General features: G+C 39.9%; 11 protein-coding genes and 1 pseudogene. 2 read left to right on the forward strand and 10 right to left on the reverse strand.

Translation table 11 applies throughout. The features are described from left to right. Positions 1 to 7 precede the first annotated feature (7 nt). Complete coding sequence (locus ACOB82_RS10690; protein ID WP_448212979.1) at positions 8 to 781, forward strand: hypothetical protein; 774 nt, start codon at positions 8 to 10, stop codon at positions 779 to 781. A 204-nt stretch (positions 782 to 985) separates the two neighbouring features. Here ACOB82_RS10690 and ACOB82_RS10695 read toward each other — a convergent pair. Continuing rightward, a pseudogene (locus ACOB82_RS10695) lies at positions 986 to 1,956 on the reverse strand (integron integrase). 590 nt (positions 1,957 to 2,546) lie between these two features. Next, positions 2,547 to 2,765, reverse strand: coding sequence for a hypothetical protein (locus tag ACOB82_RS10700; protein WP_448212980.1), 219 nt, complete (start codon positions 2,763 to 2,765; stop codon positions 2,547 to 2,549). 85 nt (positions 2,766 to 2,850) lie between these two features. Between ACOB82_RS10700 and ACOB82_RS10705 the strand changes: the two genes are divergently transcribed. Beyond that, positions 2,851 to 3,459: a MarC family protein gene (locus tag ACOB82_RS10705; protein WP_448212981.1), complete on the forward strand. Its 609-nt coding sequence runs from the start codon at positions 2,851 to 2,853 to the stop codon at positions 3,457 to 3,459. A gap of 223 nt (positions 3,460 to 3,682) precedes the next feature. Here the strand turns inward: ACOB82_RS10705 and pyrD are convergent, their stop codons facing one another. The 8 genes from pyrD to pepN all read right to left on the reverse strand — a co-directional run bounded on the left by pyrD (position 3,683) and on the right by pepN (position 20,038). Then, entirely contained in the window at positions 3,683 to 4,693 is a 1,011-nt protein-coding gene (pyrD, locus tag ACOB82_RS10710; protein WP_448212982.1) for a quinone-dependent dihydroorotate dehydrogenase, read from the reverse strand. 85 nt (positions 4,694 to 4,778) lie between these two features. Next, the gene (locus tag ACOB82_RS10715; protein WP_448212983.1) at positions 4,779 to 9,617 is read right to left on the reverse strand and encodes an NAD-glutamate dehydrogenase; all 4,839 of its coding nucleotides are present in this window, start codon (positions 9,615 to 9,617) and stop codon (positions 4,779 to 4,781) included. Positions 9,618 to 9,992: 375 nt separating this feature from the next. Next, positions 9,993 to 12,329 (reverse strand): efflux RND transporter permease subunit, encoded by a 2,337-nt coding sequence (locus ACOB82_RS10720; protein ID WP_448212984.1) that lies wholly within the window; start codon positions 12,327 to 12,329, stop codon positions 9,993 to 9,995. A 4-nt stretch (positions 12,330 to 12,333) separates the two neighbouring features. Beyond that, the gene (locus tag ACOB82_RS10725) at positions 12,334 to 13,344 is read right to left on the reverse strand and encodes a WD40/YVTN/BNR-like repeat-containing protein (protein ID WP_448212985.1); all 1,011 of its coding nucleotides are present in this window, start codon (positions 13,342 to 13,344) and stop codon (positions 12,334 to 12,336) included. Between the two features lie 85 nt (positions 13,345 to 13,429). Next, complete coding sequence (locus ACOB82_RS10730; RefSeq protein WP_448212986.1) at positions 13,430 to 14,794, reverse strand: DUF1329 domain-containing protein; 1,365 nt, start codon at positions 14,792 to 14,794, stop codon at positions 13,430 to 13,432. Positions 14,795 to 14,805: 11 nt separating this feature from the next. Further along, entirely contained in the window at positions 14,806 to 16,857 is a 2,052-nt protein-coding gene (locus tag ACOB82_RS10735) for a DUF1302 domain-containing protein (RefSeq protein WP_448212987.1), read from the reverse strand. Between the two features lie 321 nt (positions 16,858 to 17,178). Then, entirely contained in the window at positions 17,179 to 17,391 is a 213-nt protein-coding gene (locus ACOB82_RS10740; protein WP_448212988.1) for a DUF2835 domain-containing protein, read from the reverse strand. A gap of 58 nt (positions 17,392 to 17,449) precedes the next feature. Beyond that, positions 17,450 to 20,038, reverse strand: a complete 2,589-nt coding sequence (gene pepN, locus ACOB82_RS10745) for an aminopeptidase N (RefSeq protein WP_448212989.1) — start codon at positions 20,036 to 20,038, stop codon at positions 17,450 to 17,452. Positions 20,039 to 20,043: the final 5 nt, after the last annotated feature.

The following is a 20,043-nucleotide window of genomic DNA, read 5'->3' on the forward strand; positions in this document are numbered from 1 at the left end:
TACCGCGTTGACCAATCCAATTGATGACAATATTCCAAGTATTAAGCCAGATCTTGATGAAGTAGAGGCTTATCGCAGTACTAAAAGCCCATCTAAAGCTTCAGCTAAAGTTGAGGCTACCAGTAGCACTCGCACGCCAGATACCCCAAAAAAATCATCAACACTCGCCATTCTCAATAGCTTAGTGCTTTATGCTGCATTTGCTGGTGGTGGTTATTGGTTTTACCAACAAGATTTAAAAAGTACTCAAGCGCTACATGCCGCTGAAGAGCGTATTGTTGATCTTGAAAAACAATTATCAGCCACCGATGAAGAAATGGGTGAGTCTACCGTTGCCATGCGCGCTAAACTTGAAGGCTTAATTGAAAAAACCGATAAGCTATGGGATGAAATGGATAAACTCTGGGCTTCGGCATGGCGCAGAAACCAGTCTGAAATAAAAGAGCTGCGCTCAAGTACAATTAAAGCAGAAAACAACCTAAAAACACTGGGAACAGAAGTTGCTGGTAATGATAAAGACATTCGCGATCTAAATGAGAAAAACACCACGTTATCGTTTAGTTTAGATGCATTAACTGAACAACTGGCACAAGCTAAGAACATTCAAACCTCGCTTAACGAGTTAAACAGCAAGTTAGTGAATTTAGAAAATAAATCTTCAAGCCGTGACCGCAAACAAATTGAATTAGCAACCATGGTGGCAGATTTAGATACTTCGGTAAAAATACTGATTGAACGTGGCGAACAGCAAATGGCTAAACCACAGACTAATCAGCCTTAAATGGTTGTTGCAATTATCTGTTCCTGAGGTTTTGATGAATAGTTTTATTTTTTACTTAGGGGACAGTTAAGAGCGTTCTACGAGCATTCACATTGAATTCTTTGTTTGCCAATGGCATACATTCAGTAACACAAACAATATTATAACTTCATGCTTATTGATTACGTATTAATGAGCAAGTACCAATAACTGAAAATTGCTTCATTAGAGTAGCTTACTCAATGGGCTAACGACACCGTTTGCGCCTTGCTGTAAAACATGCGTATATATTTGCGTGGTTTTAACATCTGAATGCCCTAGCTGACTTTGCACGGTTCGAATATCGGCACCCGATTGCAGTAGATGAGTTGCAAAAGAATGTCTTAGTGTGTGAGGCGTAATTGGTTTAGTCAGTTGTGCTTTTAACGCAGCCTTTTTAATTGCTTTGCGCACCCCTGTGGGATAAAAGTGATGCCGTCTAATTTCGCCTGTTTCAGGATCTGCACTTAACTTATAAGACGGAAACAAATATTGCCACGCCAGAGATTTATTAGCTGAAGGATATTTGCGAGCAAGAGCGTTCGGCATCCAAACTCCCGAGTATTGTTCGTTCTTTATATCAAGCTGCAAATAATCATTTGCCTGCATAATCTGACTTCTCAATAAAGGAATTAACTCCGTAGCTAAAGTTACTATGCGGTTTTTATTACCTTTACCATTCCATACACGAATACTTTATAATCGAAATCAATATCTTGAACACGTAACTGGACAGCCTCCATTACACGTAAACCGCTACCGTACATTAAGCCAGCGATTAAGTAATAGCGTTTATCTAAAAATGACATTAACAATTTAACTTCATCGGGTGTCATAACAATGGGAAGTTTTTGCTGTTTTTTACTACGTACAAATACTAAGTCGAGCGATAACTCTTGTTTTATGATGTGTTTATATAAAAATGCCAGTGCATTTAAAGCCGTCGCTTGGGTTTTAGGTGATACATTTTTCTTCAAAACCAAATAGTCTAAATATTTTTCGACCTCGTTATCCCCCATAGATGAGGGGTGCCGTTTGTCGTGATAATTAATAAACCCAGCAATCCATTTCAGGTAAGTGTCAACCGACCGTAAAGAATATTGTTTAGTTAGCATATAGTCTATGATTGAGTTTAAAAATGGTGAGCGTGTTCTCATAATCATTCCATTGAAAAGCAACGACTGTATATACATACAGCTCAACTACTTTGCCCCCATAGTCAAGAAAACGAGTAAATGGGTCGTTTTCTACTTTTTGTCAAAAGGTGATTTTTCTAAATTTAATTATTTAGCAATGGGTTAAGATGTATGTTAAAACTGGTTCAATCAGATAAACGACCCAACTAATGGTAGAAAAACGACCCATTGGGTCGATATTAAATTGTTAAAAATCCTCGCTAGCACATTATGGGTAAGGTGCTAGACTAAGTTTGGATAAAAGCGAAGGAACGTAGTCCTAAATGTCATTGGAAAGCGATAACTTTTTGTGACATGCTTGAAGCGCGGCTTTGGCTCGTTAAATCAGCGGGATTTCAACAGAGACCAAGCAGACGACTTCAAGTGAAGCACATCCCTTTTCATGCTCGGAACAACAGGGGCAGGTTCTTTAAATCTCTTTTCTAGGATTGCCGTAGCGGCACAACCGAGAAGTAAGAGAGTAGTTTTTAACAAGATAATCAACGAGACACGTCCAGCTTGCTTTGCCTTCGGCACTGTAGCAAACTGGCCTTAGCTCGTTATTTTAAGCGTTATGTGGTTAAAAACCTAACCAAACCTTTAAAGCCTCTTATTAAAAATTGCGTGTATCTCTTTTCTTCGTTCGGGCTAGTACCATAATCAATACCAGCATAAAACGGCAATAGCAACAGCAACACAATAAACATAATAATCTTTATCGGCATAAAGCACCACATAACAGCCTGTTCAACTGGATTGCTAACGTTTGCTTCTTTGTTCTCTTCTGGCATATCGTGTCTCCTTAAATACTAGTCTATAATTTAATGCTGGTACGCAACCAGTTAACTTTAGGTTATGACTAGAGAATAAAATACAGTGATAGACAAAGTAATACATGATCTTTTAATTATTTGGGCTACCGTAGATCCCATTGGAACAATGGCGCTCTTTGCTGGCTTAACTGCCAAGCTCTCAGCTAAAGAACGCAGAAAAACTGCATACAAAACTATTATTTATGCAGTGCTAATTTTGGTTGGTGCAATTGTCGTTGGTCAATTGCTTCTTGGAGCAATGGGGATTAGCCTTATTTCTTTTCAAGTTGCTGGAGGGGTAATTCTATTCCTATTTGGGTTGCAGATGGTTTTTTCTAGTGGTACTCAAGAGGAGAGTGGAGAACCACTTCATGATATATCAGTGTTTCCACTCGCGATTCCTGCCACGGCATCGCCAGGAGCAATTTTGGCAGTTATCTTAATAACCGATAATAATATTTATACAATCCAAGAACAGATCGTCACATCAGCTGCAATGCTAGCTGTCTTAATAATTACTCTGATATTGCTTCTCTTTTCGGGTGGAATTATCAGAATTATAGGGAATGGAGGAGCCTCACTCTTAACAAGAATAATGGGTATGATACTGGCTGCTTTGTCAGTTGAATTTATTATGGAAGCTCTCGGTATCGGAAAATGGGTAGGGTCATAACAAACGCATAAACGCGGAACGCCATTCCGCTGGCGCTCCATGTCGTCCGGTTATGCGGGCGTTACCAATATCCTAGTTTGGCACCAATCCGACTGTCAGATTATTTTAATCCTACAATCCGCCTTAAAGTTTATTCACTTACCTTTAGATTAGTAAAAATGCATAAAAAAAACGCCAGCAATTGCTGGCGTTCTCTTTGATTAGATTTTTATTAAGCAACTACTTAAAGTGCGTTAACAATCTCTTTTATTAAGTCCGGTCCTTGGTAAATAAAACCAGTATAAAGCTGCACAAGTGATGCGCCCGCATCCAGCTTTTCTTTAGCATCTTCAGCGCTTAAGATACCGCCAACGCCAATAATTGGTAACTTGCCATCTAATGCTTTGGCTAGTTGTTTAATTACTGTAGTACTTTGGTCTTTTACTGGCGCACCGCTTAAACCGCCCTGCTCATCGCCATGCGGTAAATGGGCAACTTTATCGCGTGCTAACGTGGTATTGGTGGCAATAACGCCATCAATATTATTATTCACTAAGCACTCCGCAATACCGTTAACTTCTTCTTCGGTTAGATCTGGCGCAATTTTCACGGCAATAGGAATATATTTACCGTGCTGTTCACTAAGCGCTTTTTGCTCGGCTTTTAACGCACTTAATAGCTCATTTAATGCATCGCCATATTGTAATGAGCGTAAACCAGGGGTATTAGGCGATGATATATTGACCGTTATATAACTTGCGTATTCGTACACTTTACGCATACAAGCAATATAGTCATCTTTAGCATTTTCTTCCGGTGTATCTTTATTCTTACCAATATTGATACCAAGTACGCCATTAAAGTTTGCTTTACGCACTTGATCTACTAGGTAATCAACGCCTTTATTATTAAAGCCCATGCGGTTAATAATACCGTTTGCTTCAACAAGACGAAAAATACGTGGTTTAGGATTACCCGGCTGTGGACGAGGTGTTACCGTACCGACCTCAACAAAACCAAAACCTAGTGCGGAAAATGCCTGAATACATTCGCCGTTTTTATCCAAACCAGCAGCAAGCCCAACAGGGTTAGGAAAGTTAATCCCCATCACTTCAACAGGCTTGTTCTGCACTTTTTGACGATACAATGCTTTTAATGGCGAATTACCAGTATGATGAAATCCTTTAATGGTTAAGTTATGGATAACCTCGGGATCAAATGAAAACAGCACCTTGCGAATTGCCGAATAAAGCATAATTGTCTCTTATCTCTGCGGCCTGTTGGCCAAGTTAAAATAAAAAGAGTTCCAGCAAGCTGGAACTCATCTAAGTGATTAATGTTTAGTGTACTGAGCTATGCACACTTAATAACATTAGTTCACGTAACGCTACTGAGAACTGAGCAAACTCATGTGTTTGCGATGTTCTAAAGTCAGCTAAGATATGCTGCCAGCGACCTAATGGTTGAGCTATTTCTTCGAACCAAGACGCTAATAAGGCATCAGTATCTTTGCTAGCGGTATCAGATTTTAATGCCACCATAGTTATAGCACGTTGCTGCCAGTCTAACTCTTCTCTAAATGAAGCACGTGCTAGCGCTTGCCAATGATTCGCTACTGGCTGCTTGGTAATTTGATCTAAGAACCAATGCAGATTTAAGCGATCGCCTAGTTTAAAGTATAGCTCTGCAACTAACTCAATCGAACGGCCGTCGTTATCAGCAATTTCCGCAATATCCATTACCGAGAACAACGTGCTTAATTGTGAAATACGCGTGGCAATTTCTTTTGGCACTGACGCATTGACTAAACCAGCTTCAACATGCTGTAACTGCTCTACTTCATCCGCAGCCATAAACTTACTTAAGTTTTTCGCCATGGTTTCGAACGTAGGACGATAGAAGTCGATCGTTTGTTGAATATCCATGCCTTTATCGCGATGTCTTAAGAACCAGCGCGTTGCACGACGAACATTTCGGCGCAGTTGGAACAACATCTCGGTTTGTACTGAGGTTTGAATTTTGTTATCTAATGCGGCAATTGAATCCCACACTTTACCCATTTCAAACACTTCGCTGGCCATAGTGTAACAGTTAGCAATTTCAGCAACATTAGCACCAGTTTCTTCACGCATACGGTTAACAAAATTAAAGCCCATATCATTGCCTAGTTTGTTAGCAAGTTTAGTGGCAATAATTTCAGCACGTAGCGGATGGTCTTGCATTTGCGACGCGTACTTTTCTTGTAACAGTTTCGGGAACGCATTGATTAATAACCGGTTGTGGTACGGATTATTAGTGATTTCTTCGCAAACTAAATCTTCTTTCAGTACCATTTTGCTGTAAGCAAGTAATACTGAAAGTTCAGGACGAGTTAAGCCTTTATTACGTGCTAAACGTTCAGCAATTTCATCGTCATTTGGAATAAATTCTAACGCTCGATCAAGTTTACCAGAGCGCTCTAGCTCGTGAATAAAGCGAGTTTGCTCTTTTAATTGCGTCGCACCGCGCATTGCAGTAATTGATAATGAATGCGTTTGATCGTAACAGTCATCTAAGACGATTTGTGCAACATCATCAGTCATATCATAAAGTAACTTGTTACGTTGCTTAACGGTTAAATCACCATTTTGCACTAACACGTTAAGTAAAATTTTGATGTTTACTTCATTATCAGAGCAATCAACACCACCAACGTTATCTACCGAGTCAGCATTGATGCGACCGCCACTAGCGGCATATTCTATACGCCCTAGTTGAGTTAAACCTAAGTTACCGCCTTCACCAACAACTTTCGCACGCAACTCTTTACCGTCAATACGCAATGAGTCGTTAGCGCGGTCACCTACTTCACCATGAGTTTCTTTGCTGCCTTTAACGTAAGTACCGATACCGCCGTTCCATAGTAAATCAACTTTCATTTGCAACAATGCTTTAATCAACTCATTAGGCGCTAATGTTTGCTTTTGCGTGCCAAGCATTTTCTTTATTTGTGGCGTTAACTTAATTGATTTAGCTGAACGGTTGAAAATGCCGCCACCTTCTGAAATTAAGTCTTTATTGTAATCTTCCCAACTACAGCCAGGTAAGTTAAATAATCGCTCACGTTCTTTATAAGTTGAAGCGGCATCTGGATTTGGATCAATAAAGATGTGCATATGGTTAAAAGCAGCCTGTAAGCGAATATGTTTCGATAACAACATACCATTACCAAATACGTCACCGGCCATATCACCAATACCAACAACGGTAAAATCTGTAGTTTGGCAATCAATATCCATTTCACGGAAATGACGTTTAACTGACTCCCAAGCACCTTTTGCAGTAATTCCCATGCCTTTGTGATCGTAACCTACGCTACCACCTGAGGCGAAAGCATCTCCCATCCAGAAGTTGTATTCTTCTGAAATGGCATTGGCGATATCTGAGAATGTCGCTGTACCTTTATCGGCTGCAACTACTAAATAAGGGTCATCTTCATCGTGACGAACAACACTTAATGGCGGAATAATTTCACCTTGAACAATATTGTCGGTAATGTCTAATAAGCCACGAATAAAGGTGCGGTAACACTCTTTACCTGCTTCAAAAATAGCGTTGCGATCACCATTTGGTAATTGTTTACAGACAAAGCCACCTTTAGCGCCTACTGGCACAATCACGGTGTTTTTCACTTGTTGTGCTTTTACTAAGCCTAAAACTTCCGTTCTAAAGTCTTCGCGGCGATCTGACCAACGTAAACCACCACGTGCGACTTTACCACCACGAAGGTGTACACCTTCTACTTGTGGTGAATATACGAATATTTCAAATTTTGGCAGTGGTAGTGGCACTTCTGAAATATTTTCCGGTAAAATCTTGAACGAGATATATGATTTTTCATCACCTGTTTCTGATTTTTGGAAATAGTTCGTACGAATCGTGGCACTGATCATTTCGACAAAGCGGCGAATAATTCGATCATCATCTAAGTTCGCTACTTTATCTAACGACTGTTCAATATCTTCTTCAATTTTGCCAATGATTTTTTCAGTGCGTTTAGCATCTGGATTAAAGCGAGTATTAAATAAGTTAATTAAATGCTCAGCTAAGTTTGGATAACGGGCAAATGTATCTTCGATATAGCTTTGGCTAAACGTACCACCAATTTGACGCTCATATTTAGCAAAAGCACGTAAAATAGAAACTTCACGGCCGCCAAGACCTGCACCTAAAATTAATCGATTAAAACCATCATCTTCTAAATGCCCAGCCCATACTTTAGCGAAAGCGTCTTGGAACAATAGTTGAACTTCTTCAAGGTTGAATTCACGATCACCCGTTAGCAACATTGAAAAGTCTAAAATCCAACAAGTTTCACTTTCAGAGGTACGAATGGCGTATGGGCTTTCACCGATAACACGAAGGCCAAAGTTTTCTAACATTGGTAACACATCAGATAAGTGTAATGGTTCACCTTTGTGGAATAACTTTAACTTAACAAAGCGACTACCAGCTTTTTCTTCCTGTGGCTGATAAAACAACATCGCCAATGGGCATTGTTCGTCAATTGACTCTAGTTTTTCAATATCAACAATTGCCGTTCCAGGTAACACTTCATCTTTATAGGATTGTGGGAAATGCAAGTATTTACGGCTTAATGCTTTACCTTTCGACTCACCTTTATGAGATCTTAACGCGGCTGATAATTTGTCGTCCCAGCTGCGTGCAGCCTCATTTAAATTCTTTTCAATTTCTTTCACGTTAATGTCTGCTTTAGTGTTGTCAACTCGAACAATGTAGTGGGTTCTTGCTTGAACCGACTCAGAAAAATACGTAGTAAATTCAACTTCTTCCTTACTACCAAATGCTTCTTGCAGTAACTTCTGAGTTTCAATTCTCAGTTTAGTGTTATAGCGCTCGCGTGGTACATAAACCATGCAAGAATAGAAACGACTAAATGCATCGCGACGAACAAATAAGCCAGTGAAGTCACGCTCCTGCATTTGCAAAATGCCTTTAACATTTTGCAATAATTCAGAAACGCTCGACTGCAAAATTTCATCACGCGGATAAGTTTCAAGAATATTGATCAGGGTTTTATAGGCATGTGAGCCAGCGGCAAAGCCTGAAGATTCGCAGACACCAGCAACTTTTGAGCGAACAAGTGGCAAGTCTAATGCACTATTGGTGTAGTAAGCAGAGCCAAACAAACCAACAAAACGCTCTTCACCGATAACATTGCCTTTGTTGTCAAAGCGTTTGATACCAATATAGTCAAGGTGTGCTGGACGGTGAACCCGCGAGCGTGAATTGGTTTTGGTTAAAATCAGTAAATTATCACCTAAGGCAATTTTACGCGCAGCTTCACTTAACGAAGAGATAAGGCGCTTATCAGTACCTTTTGAGTTTTTCATTAAGCCTAAGCTTGAGTCGACATTCGCCGCTAGCGCAGAGTCACCTTTTAAGGTAATTAAATCATAAGAACGATAGCCCATTAACGTAAAGTTATTATTGGCAATCCACTCTAAAAACTCTAATGAGTCTTTCTTTTCCGCATCTGAACAAGGAACATTCGACTTTTTAATATCATCAATTAGGCTTTTAAGCTTTTTAAGCATTGGTTGCCAGTCTGTAACCGTCAGTGCAATATCACTAAAAACTGAATGTAATTCCGCTTTAATTTCAGCTAAGACTTTACTATCGTCTAGTCGATCAATTTCGATAAAAAATACTGTTTCAGTTTTGGCATTTTTAAGCTTACTCGCGCTTGATGCGGCCAAACCAGTAATTTGATTACTCTTATCGCGAGTCACTTGCATTGGACAGTTAATCATCAAGTGTGGTGTTAAACCTTCACGGTTTAAGGCAATACGCAATGAGTCAACCAAAAATGGCATATCTTGAACAATCACTTCAATAATGGTGTGACTGGATTTCCAACCATGCTTAGACACTTCAGGGTTAAATACTTTGATCACAGGAGCATCATCTTTGTGACCATTTAATGAGTTCCATAAACTCATTGTTGCACCGTACATATCGCTGTCGTTACGATGAGCTAAATCTACATTAGAAATATTGCCGTAAAGCAATTGAGCAAATTGCTCAACTAATGGAGCAGTTTCTGCTGGAACTTTTTGTTGAATAAATTGAGCAACGTTTTTTAATAAAACTGAGGGTAAACCGTCTACGAACGCCATGTCGCTTTCCTTATGGATAAAACGCGTTGAATATTTGTTGTAATGTCGTGCATTAATACTTTATTGCGCTATTCAAACTTTCGTGTTGTTTGTCTGACATGAGTGTTTTTTATTATTTTTCTTTTAGCAGCGGTCAAAAACAAAATTACGAATTTTTAAACAATTTGCGCTTAATTAAGTCTATTTACATCAGAATAGACCATGTGGCGTAATTTTATTAAGAAATTTAAGGTATTGCGAGCGTTTTTTTGGTAATTAGACCACTGACAAAGCCCGTAAAATAGAGTTTTGGAAAGGAGTTAATTGTTTATTCAAACTGCTTAAATAGAAAATGGCCTTTCGGCCATTTTCGTGGTTATTTATGCAATTTAAAAATTATGAAGTTTGTTCAATATTTTTTGGTTTTGGCCATAAAAATGCTGCTAATGCAGGAAGCACAATAATTGCTGCCAACATATTCACTAAGAACATAAAGGTCAGTAATATGCCCATGTCTACTTGGAATTTCAATGCAGAGAAGAACCAAGTAGATACACCTATAGCTAATGTGATACCAGTTAACAGTACCGCGCTGCCACGCTCTTGCAATGCAGCAAAGTAGGCTTGTTGTACACTATCACCCGCGTTTAGTCGCCCACTCATGGTTGATAAGATATAAATACCGTAATCAACACCTATACCAACACCTAGTGCGATAACCGGTAATGTTGACACCGTTAAACCGATGTCTAACGCAGTCATTAACCCTTGTGCAAGCGTTGATACAATATAAAGCGGCACAACGACTACGACAGTAGCGCGAATGCTCTTAAAGCTGATTAAACACAGTAAAATTACCGCGCCATAAACATAAAGCATCATAGGTAATTGTGCAGCTTCTACCGCTTCATTAGTCGCCGCCATTACCCCTACTGGACCAGAAGCTAGTTTGAATTGTATATCATCAGTACCAAGCTCAGTGGAAACCGCTTTGACCTTGTCTACCACTCGGTTAATCGTTTCAGCTTTATGATCTTCCAAGAACAAGATCACCGGCATGACACTACAATCTCGGTTTAACAAGCCACTAGTCGTAGGTACACGCGCAATAGATTGCACTAGGGTTTGCTGATTGCGCGAAAGTACACGCCATTTAGGGTTCCCCTCGTTGTAACCAGCATTCACGATTTTAGCAATTGACGCTAGGCTAACCGCTGACTGAACCCCTTTAACGTTTTCCATTTGCCATTGGAATCGATCAATAATGTCTAGATTGTCATATGAAGTACAGGCATCGGCTTGTGTTTCAACAATCACTGACATGTAATCAACACTGATTGCATAACGATCAGTAATGAGGAACGTATCTTGGTTATAGCGCGAATCTTCGTGCAGCGCTGGTGCCCCTGCATGAAGTTCACCTATTTTCATATTTTGCGCATGATATAAACCAAAAAGGTAAAGACCTGCAGTTAATAAAAGGATAACCGTTGCTGGGCCACGCGTGGCTAATGACGCCATCACATGCCACATCGTCGATTTATGCAAACCACCCTGTTTGTGTTTCGGTGCCGGCGTAGCTTTTATATTCATATAAGAAATCAGCACCGGTAATAAAACTAGGTTGGTTAAAATAATAATTGCCACACCAATTGACGCGGTAATTGCCAACTCTCTGATAATGCCAATATCAATTGATAATAAAGTGATAAAGCCGATGGTATCTGACAGTAACGCTACACCGCCTGGCACTAATAAGGCTCTGAAACTATTTTGAGCACCCGCTTTACAGCTAATACCAGTACGCACTTGTTTAACGACTGAGTTAATCATTTGCACGCCATGACTTACGCCTATAGCGAAGACTAAAAACGGTACCAGAATCGACATTGGATCAATACCAAAGCCTAAGCTTGATAACATCCCCATTTGCCAGATAACCGCAATCAACGAACACGCTATTGGTAACAGAGTTAAGCTAATCGAGCGACAGAAGAAAAACACCATAACCGCGGTAATCGCGATAGCAATGGCAAAGAAGGTAACCACACTTTTGGCACCATTGGCTACATCGCCAACCATTTTAGCAAAACCGATAATATGAACAGAGATTTGATCACTTTCATATTTGGCACGCACTTCTTCTTCCAGTTGCTGTGCGATAACTAAGGTATCAAGTTTTTCACCGGTATTAGGGTCGATATCCATTAATGACGATGTCACCATCGCACAACTGTAATCATCAGCAACGATTCGACCAACAATACCGGCTTTTTCGATATTAGCCTTTACAATTGCTAAGCCTTCAGGAGTTGGTTGAAAGTTGGCAGGAATTACAGGGCCACCGGCAAAACCATCTTCGACAACTTCAACAAAGCGCGTGCTAGGCGAATACAAGGACTTCACTTGAATGCGATCAACGCCAGGGATAAAAAACAGCTGGTCGTGTACACCTTTTAACGCATTAAAAAATGTTTCATTAAAAATATCACCTTCAGCATCACACACTGAAATCAAAATATTATTGGCACCACCAAAGTCTTTCTGGTGTTTCAAATAAGTTTGCATGTACTGGTGATTTAACGGGATGTTTTTGGTAAACGCCGCATCTAACCGCAAATTAGTGGCTTGATACAAAAGTACCAATGTCGTAATAGCAAACAACGCTAAGACGAATATTCGATGTCGGAAAATACCTATTTCAATTCTATTGGTTAGGGAATTAATGCTCATAAAACTACTTCGGGATTGTTATTGTTTTTACGCCATCTTCTGAAACAGCGACTAATCTATCTCGATACCAAGTACCTGCTACTAAGGCTTTACCATCAGGTTGAGGGCGCGCGCTAAATTTTTGACCATCATTATCACTGATAAGCAAAGTACCGTTGTTGCCTAGTAATAACACGCGGTCATCTCCGGTTAACACTATATCGTTAATCAAGGACGTAGAATTTGTTTCGATATGCTGCCATGGCGTACCATTTTTAAGGCTTCTAAAAACGTTACCTCTAAGCCCTGCGGTTAATAAATTTCCTTCATGGGTACGGGTAATATCGAAAAATGATCCTTCATAAATACTATCAAACTGCTGCCAGCTTCGACCAAAATCATTACTTTTAGCAATTAAGCCAACTTCGCCCACTAAATACGAAGTTCTACCATCCATTACCATGCGGTTAAAGTGCGGCAAAATGCTGGCGCGCTCGTCTAAGTATGCTTCTTCATCTTCTAATTTTAATTCATTTAAGTAATCGACATCTTCTTCATGCAAAAATTCACTATGGAATTCTTCATTCCAAGTAACACCGCCATCAGTTGTGCGATAAAACATACCGTAAGCACCAATGGCAACACCATGAGTTTTATCTCTAAATACAACATCAAGTAATGGCTTTTCTTTTGCAGGTAAATATTGTTGAATTTGCCAAGACTTACCACCGTCAGTTGTTGCTAATATTACCGCATCGTGACCAACAGCCCAGCCATGTAATGCATCAACAAAAGTCACAGCAGTTAGTGTTGATTGAACTGGTACCGGAAGTTGCTCCCAACTTTCGCCATCGAATGACTTTAAAATATGACCTCTTTCCCCGACAGCCACTAGAAAAGCTTGTTCGATATTATCAATATCTAACAGCAGCGATTTGCTCGCCAGTGGTGCCTCTAACGCAGGCAATGGCTGTGAAACAGCATTGGCCTGAGCAACTAACACACAACTAACAATTGCAGCAATTACACACTTCATTAATAAACCACACTTAAATTTTATATCTCTTATTAAACAAAAACGGCTGACGTATAAGCCAGCCGCTTGTCGCCGTCTTTATTTATTAACGACGACCTTCTCTACGTAATGCCGCTGGCGTAAACTCTTTATCATCCAACTCAGCACTAAAATCGTACATATTTGCTTCGTTATCTAAACCAATGGCTATATAACGACGTGCTTGTAAATCATGGAATACTTCAAGCGTAGACCATTGTGTAGGCACTTCATAGTAATTTAAACCATGAGCCACACCGACACGGTACAGTTCATCACGATTATCGTAAATATCAGTTACCGCAATTTGCCAGCTATCTTCATCAATAAAGAACACACGCTTTTTATAAATATGGCGAGTATCTGATTTTAAGTTAGCTTCAACTACCCATACACGGTGTTTTTCGTAACGCACTAGATCAGGGTTAATATGGCCAGGGCGAACGATATCTGAATATTTTACGCTATCGCTATGTAAGCGGTAATCATTGTATGGAATTAATAATTCCTGCTTACCTTTAAGTGTCCAGTTATAACGATCAGGCGCACCATTATACATATCGAAATCATCAGTAGTACGTAAGCCATCAGATGCTGTACCTGGTGCATCATAAGCTACGTTTGGTGCACGACGTACACGGCGTTGACCAGTGTTATACGTCCACGCTTGGCGCGGTGTTTTAATTTGGTCCATGGTTTCATGAACTAATAACGCAGTACCAGCGATACGCGCAGGCTCAGATACCTTTTGCTTAAACTTAAACAAGATATTAGTTTCTTGTAGCTGCTCAGGATTAGCGCCTTTAACATCGTATGGCAAAATTAATTGCTCATCAAAACCGATATAAGTGTAATCACCACTTGCTGTAGGGGCTACTTGACCACCTTGGCGAGTTAATGCTTCACCACGGTAACGTAAAATATGGTTCCAAATAGCTTCTAAACCAGTTTTAGGTTGTGGGAAAGGCGTGCCGACCGCCGCTTGAGTAATACCATTACCGCCTTCAATTAATTCAGCGCGAGTCGCATTATCAAGCGATGCTTGATAGACATGCTCTGGATAAGAAGCGCTACGACGCGTTTGGTAAACATTCATTTTGAATGTCTCTGGGTAAGTTTCAAATAACTTAATTTGCCCAGGAGTTAAAAACTCTTTGTAGTCCGCAAGATTTTGCGCAGTAACAGTGTATTGCACTTTATCTTGTGGGTATGGATCTGGATGATGATCACCTACTTTATAACCTGCTGGTGCTTGGGTAATACCACCTGTCCACTCAGGAATTGAACCGTCAGCGTTAGCACCGCGAACCGCGCCCATAGGTGTTAGTTCTTTGGTTAATTTTGCCGCTTCTTCTGGAGAAACCTTGGCTAAAGTGGCAGTAGAGCTTAATGCTATTGATACTGCCATCGATAATAATGCGATTTTTTTCATTATTCTGCCTCTTAAATTGAATACTTGATGCTAAAAGAAATGAAGTCACGATCTTCCATTTGGTTAGTCGTGCCTACACCACCAAAGAATGCGTTGTAGCCAAAGTTCGCTGACCAACGGCTTTGGTAATCAAAATCGATACCAAATGCAATTGATTTGCGATCTTCAACAAACAAGAAAAGTGGATCTGGCGTGATCCCTTTAACATCATGTGAAAATACAATACGTGGTGACACGTTAATACCAGCAAATACGTTGTTGTAATCAAGTTTTGCTAGTGCACGGTAGCCCCAAGCAAATTCGGTTGGGAATGGGTTAGTTTCTACACCATCTTGAATAGCTAACTCTAAACCTTCCTTACCTTCAATACCGCCATTACGTGCAGTACCTGGACCATTTAAACGCAAGTCGCTTTTGTTTGGCATATCATTGATATTGATACCGCCAATTTCAAATAAACCTGTTACTTGGCTGGCACCGAAGTTAGGACCAAATAAATGAGTAAGTGTTACTTGCGCCTGCACTGTATCCGATAAAATAAAACCATCTGCTTCTACGCCAGGACCAAATACTGGCATTTGTGAAATACCATCAAGATCAGGACGAATACCGGCATTAGCTAACTGTTGCGGCATTGCAGCAAATAACAATTCAACATCATCAATTTGTAATGGCTCATCTTGACGGTAGCTCATTTCACCAGCAACAGCCGTAGTACCAACTGTGGTATTAAAGCTCAATGCATAAAGCTTGATATCTTCAGGGTACTTTAACAATACCTTAGAAAATGCGTTCAACTGAGCATAGTTGTCTATGTTCATTTCATTTTGTGAAATGTATGCCAAGTCTTGACCAATAGCTTCAGTAGTAAAGTTAGCTGTTACCCCTGAAAATAGTGGACGACGACTATGGTAGTTCATGTGATAGAAACTTAATTCAGTATCATTAAGCTCGGGTAAATACCAAGATAAACGTAAACCGTATTGACCACCATCATCCGGCTCTACCGTTGCATCACCACCAGAAGCTTTTAATGTTAACTTTGTTCCATACGCTAAGTAACCAGCAGATGCTGCCGCAATCATTGCCGGATCGCCAGAGCGTAACATATTGCCAATACCGTTTAGACCAGACAATAAAAAGTCTAAGTCCATATCTGGATTACTTGAAAAGCCTAATTGGATGTTGTTGTAATGACCGCCGTCACCAGCAAAATCATTAGTTGAGAAGTAGCTACCTGGTGCAGGTAAAATGGTTTCTTCCCAATCATATTGATAGAACATCTCAATATTAAAATTCTCTGTCACACCTAATGACGCCCAAACTGCACCGAATGGGATAAAGGCTTCCTTAAGTTCAGCCCCTGGCGCTCTTAAACGAGCAATATCAACTGGGTTTAATTCACTAACACCGTGAGAAATTAATGTACTTTCACCCCAGCTAATTACTTGCTGACCGATACGCAGTGAAAATGGCATTTCGCCAATATCAAAATCACCATAGAAGAACGCATCTAATAAGCGAATATCGCTACATACTTGATCTTTTGCGGTTGAATCACGACATGGATCATTAACTACACCCGAGGTTGGGTTAGTCCATGCACGATCATTATCTGACATTTCAAAGTCGTAGAAATACATGCCTCGGATAAAGACACCCATATTGTCATTACGAATATCTAATTCGTGTGTGCCTTTAAAAATGGTAGAGAAGGCATCGCCAGCATCGAAGTTTAAATTGCCGTTGTCACCATTATTTGAATATCGACCTTGGCCATCCCAAAGTTCAGCACCTGTTGGCTGTGGGTTAAATGCCGGGTGATAACTGCTGAAATCAAAACCATTATTAAGGTTATTGGATTTACCAACATTGTCTTGCCAGTTTCTATCTTCAACACGAATACTAGTACCTAATGAAAAGGTAGAATCAAAGCTGATGTCAAAATTGCCTAATTGGAATTTTGCAGCGGATGCTGTTGGTACACTCATTGCCATTAACGCGGCACTAATACCGAGCGCTAACGGCTTTTTAAAAAACGTTACGCGAGGGCTATGTTTCATTCAATCTCTCCCCAGTCCTGAAACAAAGTATTTTCTACTTCTTATATTTTTTTGATCCCACTATGTGGATTAAACAATAATTGCATCATTTAATTAAAGTGGCAAGCGCTAATAATAACACTGTAGCCACTTAATTTTAATGCCTTTCGTACAATAACAACCACCACTTCAAACATTGTTTTAAACGACCGTTTTAAACACAAGATAAAACGGATGAAAACATCGTTAGTAAGTTAATTTAAGGCATTGCAGGTCAAACCAGTTAATAATACATTTTATCACTTATGGTCTGACCAGCGTTTAAAGCATATGCTCTAAAGCCTATAACTGAGTAATTGAAATAAATTTATTATTTTCAGTTTCTAAGCAAAATTGCCCGCTAATTCCCTGAGCAGTTAAAAATTTTCTCAGATGCATGGCGGGAAATTGAATACGTTGACCATTATGGGCAACGGTAATAATAGTCGATGCATGTCCGCGGTAATAAGGCATAAACTCATCCACGGACATTGATATGGTAAAGTAATATTTCATAATTCTTATTTAAATAGCTTAATTACTTAACTACTTAATTACTTTCTACAGTTCAAATTTACTCAGCTAATGCCGCAGCAAGCTTTTCACTTACATCTTTTGAGAGGTTTTCCTGCTTAGCAATCTCTGCCAATGCATTTTTGATTAAACCTTGGTGGTACTGATCAAACGATGAAAACTGAATTAATGGCGTAATTAATCTTGAAGCCACCTGTGGGTTAAGTTTATCCATGGCAACCACTTGCTCAGCTAAAAAGGCATAACCTTTGCCACTTGCTTCATGAAAATATTGTGGGTTTTGCATAGCAAATGCCCCGATAAGCGAACGCGCTCGATTCGGGTTATTTAATGAGAAGTCACTACGAGCCATTAGCTGAGATAAACGCTCAAAAATACTAGCATCACAAATACTAGCGTTTAGGCTAAACCACTTATCCATCACTAAAGTGTCATTTTGCCACCGCTGTTCAAAATCAGCCAACAGCTTATCGACCAACGCTATCGGGGCGTTTTTAATCGCCGCTTGCACTGCGCCTAAACGCGTTGTCATATCTTCAGCCTGCTGATAACGGGTTAACATTAATGCTTCATGCTGAGGCAATAAAGTTAGGTAGCTTAAACAGCAATTAGCCAATGACTTTGCTGCCACTTGCTGTGCGGGTGTTAACGTCGATAATTCAATATGCGCTTGATAAAGTGCTAGCAGTTGTGTTTCATTGGTTTGTGCAATATAGCGCTTAAGTGCTGTTAACGCCGAAGTTAACTGTTGTGGATTAACATCTGATAATCGCGAAACCATTTCATCAAATGAAGGTAAGGTTAACATTAACGCCTTAAATGCAGCATCATGCGCTGAGGTAATAATGCTTTGTATTAGCTCGCCAAATAATGAACTTGGCGCTGCATTACCGATTGTCGCATGGCTATTCGCCATTAATTTGATGATTTCATCAGACATTAGCTGTTGCGCTGCATCCCAAACACAGAAACTATTTTGGCTAAATTTGACGACGGCTAAAAGTTCTTCATCGGTCTGTGAGAACTTAACGTTAACTGGTGCTGAAAAATCACCTAAGAAAGCAACAACCGGCTGTGATGCGGCATCAAAAATCCAAGTATCTGACGCTTTAGTTAATTCGAGTAAGTGTGACTGTACATTACCTGAGACTTGCTCAATCAATTCAATTTTAATTGGAATATGTAATGGCAACTTTTCAGGTTGCACTTTGCTTGGTGCGATAAATTGTTTAACCGTTAGCGTTAATTGTTGCGTTGCTGCATCAAACGACTGTGAAACGCTTAACTCTGGCGTACCAGATTGTGAATACCAATTTTTAAATAAGGTTAAGTCTTTGTGATTGGCATCGGCCATCGCATTAACAAAATCATCGCAGGTAACCGCCTGACCATCAAAGCGCTTAAAATATAAGTCCATTCCTTTTCTAAAGCCAGCTTCACCTAATAAGGTGTGTAGCATGCGAATAACTTCAGCGCCCTTTTCATACACCGTTAAGGTGTAGAAGTTATTCATTTCCACCACTTTTTCAGGACGGATTGGGTGAGACATAGGGCCTGCATCTTCTGCAAACTGCTGAGCCCGCAATACTTTAACATTTTGAATACGAGTTACCGCAGCTGAATGCATATCGGCGCTAAATTGTTGATCACGAAAAACCGTTAAACCTTCTTTCAAGCTTAGCTGGAACCAATCGCGACAAGTAACCCGGTTACCCGTCCAGTTATGGAAGTACTCATGCGCAATTACTGCCTCAATATTAAAGAAGTCAGTATCGGTAGCACTTTGGTTATCAGCTAAAACATATTTACTGTTAAAAACATTTAGGCCTTTATTTTCCATTGCTCCCATATTGAAAAAATCAACTGCAACAATCATGTAAATATCAAGATCGTATTCTAAGCCAAACACTTGTTCATCCCATTTCATCGAATGCTTAAGGGAAGTCATGGCATGTTCAGCTTTTGCTTTGTTACCTTTGTCGACAAAAATTTCCAACGCCACCTCACGACCAGATTGTGTGATAAAGGTATCTTGCAGCAAGTCAAAATCACCGGCGACCAGCGCAAATAAATAACAAGGCTTTGGAAACGGATCATGCCAAGTAACAAAGTGGCGACCATCGCTTAGTTCACCACGGTCAATTGGATTACCATTGGCTAGCAAATAAGGAAAGTCAGCTTTGGGTGCAATGACTTTGGTAGTAAATACCGCCATCACATCCGGTCTGTCTAGATAATACGTGATACGTCTAAAACCTTCCGCTTCACATTGTGTGCAATAAGCGGCACCTGATTTATATAAACCTTCAAGCGCGGTGTTATTGGCGGGATCTATTTCAGTGACTATGGTTAATTCAAATTCATCCGCAACATTAAGTATGGTTAAAGCGGTATCTGTTACCTCAAAATCTGACTCGGTTAATGTTTGACCATCAATAGCAACACTTTTCAACGTTAAATGCTCACCATTTAATGTAAGGTGCTTTTGTAAAGGTTGTACTTTTTTCACGGTTAACTGGCTAGTCACTAACGTAGCGTTGTCGACTAACTCGAATGTTAGATCGACGGTAGCAATAGAAAAATCAGGCGGTAAGTAATCAGCTAAATATTTTGCGGTAAACTCTGACATAAAAA

This window comes from Colwellia sp. MEBiC06753, from assembly GCF_053470325.1.

Coding starts and splice junctions, on each gene's coding strand:
- pepN (WP_448212989.1), bottom strand. CDS start 20,038: ATGTCAGAGTTTACCGCAAAATATTTAGCTGATTACTTACCGCCTGAT.
- ACOB82_RS10725 (WP_448212985.1), bottom strand. CDS start 13,344: ATGAAGTGTGTAATTGCTGCAATTGTTAGTTGTGTGTTAGTTGCTCAG.
- ACOB82_RS10730 (WP_448212986.1), bottom strand. CDS start 14,794: ATGAAAAAAATCGCATTATTATCGATGGCAGTATCAATAGCATTAAGC.
- pyrD (WP_448212982.1), bottom strand. CDS start 4,693: ATGCTTTATTCGGCAATTCGCAAGGTGCTGTTTTCATTTGATCCCGAG.
- ACOB82_RS10715 (WP_448212983.1), bottom strand. CDS start 9,617: ATGGCGTTCGTAGACGGTTTACCCTCAGTTTTATTAAAAAACGTTGCT.
- ACOB82_RS10735 (WP_448212987.1), bottom strand. CDS start 16,857: ATGAAACATAGCCCTCGCGTAACGTTTTTTAAAAAGCCGTTAGCGCTC.
- ACOB82_RS10740 (WP_448212988.1), bottom strand. CDS start 17,391: ATGAAATATTACTTTACCATATCAATGTCCGTGGATGAGTTTATGCCT.
- ACOB82_RS10720 (WP_448212984.1), bottom strand. CDS start 12,329: ATGAGCATTAATTCCCTAACCAATAGAATTGAAATAGGTATTTTCCGA.
- ACOB82_RS10700 (WP_448212980.1), bottom strand. CDS start 2,765: ATGCCAGAAGAGAACAAAGAAGCAAACGTTAGCAATCCAGTTGAACAG.